Source organism: Acerihabitans sp., assembly GCF_036398755.1.
Classification (GTDB): Bacteria; Pseudomonadota; Gammaproteobacteria; order Enterobacterales; family Enterobacteriaceae; genus Acerihabitans.
In genome coordinates, this window is the sequence record NZ_DASWOM010000125.1 from 1 (window position 1) to 5,914 (window position 5,914).

Here is a 5,914-nt window from a genome sequence, read left to right on the forward strand (position 1 = left end):
AACGCCCGCCGCAATAGGCAAACAGATTAACACGGATGACGATTATGTTTAGTCCCTTATGGCAACCGGCTACGCGTTTAAAGAATTTATTATCACCACCCATTTTTATAAACGCGTTCTTAATGGCGAAGATTTTAGGCAGGTGGCCGCTGATATTGCATTACCGTATCGACGCCGAGGTCAACTATGAATTCTTGCTGAATAAACCCTACGCGGGGATTGAGGAAGTGAATATCCTGCTGAAGGTGTCCAAGCCGCGGCCGATCCTTGATCTGCTCAATGCGGGCCTGGAGGGCGCGGCGTTTATTCCCTGATTCTTTATAGCGCTCACCGCCGCCGGCAATCATTTCCACGGCCAGCCCGGCGCCAACCTCATAACGGCGTATTGTCATCCGCACCGGGCCGGTGTGCCTTCCCTTCAGCGCAGGGCGGAAAAATCCGTCGGCGTTAAGAAGCTATTTTCAATACGTTCGACAATAGGTTGGTCCGCTTCGCTGGCCGTACGCTTGGCTATCCACGTCGTATCCGCCTGGAAGGCGCCCCAGCGGGTCTCGCGATCGGCCAGGCTGTCCCATTTCAGCAGATAGGTCAGGCTATGGTTGCTGGGGCCGATAAGCGTGGTCCAGAACCCTAGCGGCTCGATACCGTACTGGGCAAACAAAGCCAGCGTGGTATTCCTGAAGCGGTCCTGTAGCGCCGGCAGGCGGCCGGGCAGGCAATGGTATACGCGCATTTCAACAATCATGTATTTTCTCCGTTAGAAGGGTTTCCCCGGCGGCGGTAGCGGGTAAGCACCGGCGAATCGTGACCGGGATGACATCATCGGGCAAATGCGCCGGCAGGTAAAGGGTCCGGACGTCCAGCGGGTGATATTGCCGTCATCTAGATGTGATGTGATGCGCCTGCGCCGGCAAAGGCGCCTTTGTCAACGATACGCCGCTGCGGGTACACGGCGGCCAAGAGGTGCGCGACGGCCTGGTGGGCGTGGGGACCTCGGGCCGGGTCGCCCCCGGGGTGTTTACGCCTTTTATCGGCAATTGCTGGCGCTTATTGATCAGTCCTGATGCGGTGGGCGCCAGCGCGGCACGCCCAGCTCGTGAAACGGGTATTGGCGCTGGCGGCATACCGGGTAGCGTGCGCATTCGCCTGGCCGGTAATGCAGCACCCCGGCGGAATAAGCCGTTTTGCCCTTTAACCGGCAACGGCCATGCCGACGGTCATATGCAAACCATAAAATACCCCGCGGGCCACCAGTTCTCCCGCCACCACCAAGGCAAAACCCAGCGCCAGACCGGCGACGCCGCTGTTGACGCGCCGCAGCATCGGCCAGATCCAGCAGCCCAGGCCCAGGACGACCAGCGCCAACCGCAGCGCCATCAGTTCGCCGTACCAGGGCACCAGCGCGGCGGACTGCTGGACTGAACTCTGTATTGCCGCCAGTCCGGCCGACTGCATGACGGCAGCCCCCATACTGACAAGCAACGCCGCGAGGCTAAGCGTAACCAGCATCCGGCGGCGGCGGATCTCGATCCCGGCGGCCCGCAGCAACAGCGCGCCCAGCAACGGCCCGCCGATGAGTACCGTCAGGAAGAAATTCAGCGCGGTATAGCCGTTATTCCACGTGGGTACGGTATCAATCCGGTAAACCCGGGTCATAGCATAGACAAATACCAGGCCCAGCGCCATGGCAAGCCCCAGCCACCCCTTGCCCAGCGCGCGCGGCATCCTGCCGGTCACCGTCAGCAGCCAGTAGAGGCCGCCCGCGGCGAAAAACAGCGACCCGGCGGCGATTTCATTGCTGAGTCCGGACGAACCCAGCCGATTGAGTGAATTGAGCGCCCGCAGCGGCGTGCCCAGGTGCAGCACCGACGCCAGAAACGCCAGGCCCATCAGCAGCCAGAGAACGCTCATCCAGCGATGCAGCCGCAGATGCTGCCCGGCGTCGTAATGGCCGGCCATCCGCGCCAGCCCCATGACGATAAACCCGCCCACTACACACTGCCCCAGCACCGTAAACCAAATCAGGGGCCATTCCTGCCATCCCGTACCCATATTACACCTCCCTCGGATTAGCCAGATAGCCGGTGGTATCGTCGCAAGGACGGCTATTGGCGTTAGGCTTAAGCACAATGTTAGGCTTGGTATAGCGAGCCTGCGGCAACGGCGCCAGTTGAGCCAGCGTGCCGTGTTGCCGGCGCAGATCCTCAATGGGACCGAAGTCGAGCGCCCGCAAGGGACAGGATTCGACACAAACCGGTTTCAGACCGACGGCCAAACGCTCCTGGCAGCCATCACACTTGGTCATATGCCCTTTCGCCTCGTTATACTGCGGCGCGCCGTAAGGGCAGGCCATGGCGCAATAACGGCAGCCGATGCAGATATCCTCGTTAACCACCACCAGGCCGTCATCGCGCTTATGCATGGCCCCGCTCGGGCAGACCTTGACGCAGGCCGGATCCTCGCAATGATTACAGGCAATGGAGAGATAATAGCTAAAGACGTTCTGCTGCCAGCTACCGTCCGCTTCCTGCCGCCATGTGCCGCCGGCATATTCATAAATGCGGCGAAAACTGACGTCCGGCGCCAGATCTTTATAGTCTTTGCAGGCCATTTCGCAGGTTTTGCAGCCGGTGCAACGACTTGAATCAATATAAAATCCATATTGTGTCGACATGGACTACTCCTTAAAGTCGGACAACTTCCACCAAATTGGTATGCGAAGGATTACCCTTGGCCAGCGGAGAAGGGCGCTGCGTGGTCAGCACGTTAATGCTGCCGGCATGGTCGATACGATTCCCGTCCGGCGCATACCAGGCGCCCTCGCCCAAACCCACTACCCCGGGCATCATTCGCGGCGTGACTCTGGCATTGATCCTCACCTCACCCCGGTCGTTGAATATGCGGATAATGTCGCCGTCTTTGATGCCGCGCGCTTGCGCATCAAGGGGATTTATCCAGATTTCCTGCGGGTTCGCGGCCTTTAAAATAGCGATATTGCCGTAGGTTGAATGGGTGCGCGCCTTGTAGTGAAACCCGGTCAGCTGCAAGGGGTATTTTTTATTCAGCGCATCATCGTAGTTTTCAAAACCTGGGCTATAGACGGGCAGCGGGTTGATTTCATCGCCGGGGGACAGCTGCCAGGTAGCCGCCAGCGTTGCCAGCGCGGCGGAATAGATTTCAATTTTACCGGAGGGCGTGGTGAGCGGATTGGCCGCCGGATCGGCGCGAAAGGCTTTATAAGCCACGAAATGGCCGTCCGGATCGCGCTGCTTGAATATGCCCTGGGCCTGGAGCTGTTCAAATCCCGGCAGCGCCGGAACGGCCAGCCGCGACTGCTGATAAAGGTAACGCAGCCACTCTTCCTGCGTGCGCCCTTCGGTAAACTGCTGCGCGACCCCCATGCGGCGGGCGATTTCGCTGGTCATATCGTAGATATTCTTGCATTCGAACCGCGGCTTGATAGCCTGGCTGGCAAAAATCACGTACCCCATATCACCGCTTGACGCGTCCAGACAAAAATCCATTTGCTCCGACGCCGTACAGTCCGGCAGCACCAGATCGGCATATTGGGCCGACGAGGTCATATGGTTATCGATCACCACAATCATCTCGCATTTCTTGTCATCCTGCAGGATGTCATGGGTACGGTTGATGTCGGAGTGTTGATTGATCAGGCAGTTGCCGGCGTAATTCCAGATAAATTTTATCGGGACGTCAAGCTTATCCTTGCCGCGTACCCCGTCGCGGATCGCGGTCATCTCGGTGGCGCGCACGATGGCATCGGTCCATAAGAACATGGAAATACTGGTTTTTACCGGGTTTTCCAGCGTCGGCATTCGGACAAAGGGGATTTCATAGGACCCTTCGCGGGCGCCGCTGTTGCCGCCGCTGATGCCGACGTTGCCGGTCAGGATGGCCAGCATCGCGATGGCGCGCGTGGTCGTCTCGCCGTTGGCGTGGCGCTGCGGCCCCCATCCCTGGCAGATATAGGCCGGCTTGGCGCTGCCGATTTCCCGCGCCAGCTGGATGATGCGCGCGGCGGGGATGCCGGTGATGGCGGCGCCCCAGGCCGGGGTCTTCGCCGTCCCGTCCTGGCCTTGGCCCAGGATATAGGCTTTATAATGGCCATTGGCCGGCGCGCCGGCAGGCAGTGTTTTTTCGTCATAACCGACGCAATATTTATCCAGGAAGGGCTGGTCCACCAGGTTTTCGCTAATAAGCACATAAGCCAGCGCAGAAGCCAGCGCGGCGTCCGTGCCCGGCCGGATGGGCAGCCACTCGTCTTCGCGGCCGGCGGCGGTATCGGTATACCGGGGATCGATAACCACCATGCGGGTATTGGACTGTTCGCGCGCCTGCTCCAGCAAATAGGTCACCCCGCCGCCGCTCATACGGGTTTCACCGGGATTATTGCCGAACATCACCACCAGTTTGCTATTAACGATATCGGTCGGGCTGTTGCCTTCCGCCCAGCCGCCGTAGGTATAGTTCAATCCCGCCGCGATTTGCGCCGAACTGTAGTCGCCATAATGATTCAGATAGCCGCCGCAGCAGTTCATCAGGCGGGCAATCAGCGTTTTCCCCGGCGGCCAGGAGCGGGTCATGGTGCCGCCGAGCGTGCCGGTGCCGTAATTCAGGTAAATGGCTTCGTTGCCATAATCCTTAATAATGCGCTTGAGGTTATCACTGATTAAACCGAACGCCTCGTCCCAGCTGATGCGTTTGAATTTGCCTTCGCCACGTTGCCCTACCCGCAGCATCGGGTATTTCAGCCGATCGGGATTATAGACCCGGCGTCGCATCGACCGCCCGCGCAGGCAGGCGCGTACCTGATGCAGATCCCCATACACGTCATTGCCGGTATTATCGGTTTCCACATATTTGATTTCGCCATCGGCCACATGCATGCGCAGCGGACAACGGCTGCCGCAGTTTACCGTACAGGCGCTCCAGACGATTTTTTCAGCGGCGGGGGATGGGGAAAGGGTCGCCGGATCTCCGTCGGCCCGGGCCTGGCGGCTAAACGGCAGCGCCACGCCGCCGGCGGCCAGCGCCAGACCGCACACTGCGCTATCTTTCACCAGATTTCGCCGGGTTAGGGGGATATTTAGTAAAGTATTATTACTTTCGCTTTTCATGATAATTCACCCTGGAGATCTCAAATCCCTGTTTAACGATGACATCAATCCGGAACAGTCTCGCAACGCATAAATTTCCACCGGACACAGAAAACGCGGCGGAAATTCATTGCGGCATAATCATCCTCGCAATGAGATTACCCTTAGGATAGACAGGGGTATTGTTCAGTATCAATAAAACCGATATATATAATTTTATATAACACTTTTAAAATTAATTAATACACAAAATTCAATGAGTTATTTATTAAAGCCCTCTTTGGGTTTAAATAATATTTATTCATTAAAGAATTAAAATATGAGTTTGCGCACACATTTTTGTCCTATTGACCGTACAACGGGGAGAATAAGGACGTTCTTTCCCCCCATGGCGAAAAATATCGCCGGCGCATCCGGCCCGTCATAAGCCGAATAAAGAATAAAACGACCCGCCAGATTTTTAAAAAAACAAGTCCGTTATGGGTATAACGCCCTCCCCCTGGCGATAAAATATAAATACTAATCACTCTCATGTTATTTCGTATTACGAAGCGCTGCGGATGATCATCGCCGGTTGCCAACCGTTCTATACTGACTTATCACCTTCCGGCATACACCACAGGAGCGCCCTGATGAAACTTCCCGCGACAAGGCACGTGCGCACGCCCATGCTCAACCTGGCCTATGAGGAACAGGGGCCGCGGGACGGCGCGGCGGTGATTTTGCTGCATGGCTTTCCCTACGATCCGCGCGCATATGATGACGTGGCGCCGGCGCTTGCCGCGCGGGGCTGCCGG

The 5,914-nt window shown here is 57.6% G+C and carries 5 protein-coding genes; 1 reads left to right on the forward strand and 4 read right to left on the reverse strand.

Annotated elements, in window-relative coordinates:
* The first annotated feature begins 122 nt into the window (after nucleotides 1-122).
* Complete coding sequence (locus tag VGC33_RS20635) at nucleotides 123-314, forward strand: hypothetical protein (protein WP_331122649.1); 192 nt, start codon at nucleotides 123-125, stop codon at nucleotides 312-314.
* A gap of 104 nt (nucleotides 315-418) precedes the next feature.
* Here the strand turns inward: VGC33_RS20635 and VGC33_RS20640 are convergent, their stop codons facing one another.
* The 4 genes from VGC33_RS20640 to dmsA form a co-directional block, all read right to left on the reverse strand.
* On the reverse strand, nucleotides 419-745 hold the full coding sequence (locus VGC33_RS20640) for an NIPSNAP family protein (RefSeq protein WP_331122650.1): 327 nt from the start codon (nucleotides 743-745) through the stop codon (nucleotides 419-421).
* 446 nt (nucleotides 746-1,191) lie between these two features.
* Nucleotides 1,192-2,052, reverse strand: a complete 861-nt coding sequence (locus tag VGC33_RS20645; RefSeq protein WP_331122651.1) for a DmsC/YnfH family molybdoenzyme membrane anchor subunit — start codon at nucleotides 2,050-2,052, stop codon at nucleotides 1,192-1,194.
* Nucleotide 2,053: 1 nt separating this feature from the next.
* Entirely contained in the window at nucleotides 2,054-2,674 is a 621-nt protein-coding gene (locus VGC33_RS20650; protein ID WP_331122652.1) for a DMSO/selenate family reductase complex B subunit, read from the reverse strand.
* Between the two features lie 10 nt (nucleotides 2,675-2,684).
* Complete coding sequence (gene dmsA / locus VGC33_RS20655; protein ID WP_331122653.1) at nucleotides 2,685-5,138, reverse strand: dimethylsulfoxide reductase subunit A; 2,454 nt, start codon at nucleotides 5,136-5,138, stop codon at nucleotides 2,685-2,687.
* Nucleotides 5,139-5,914 lie beyond the last annotated feature (776 nt).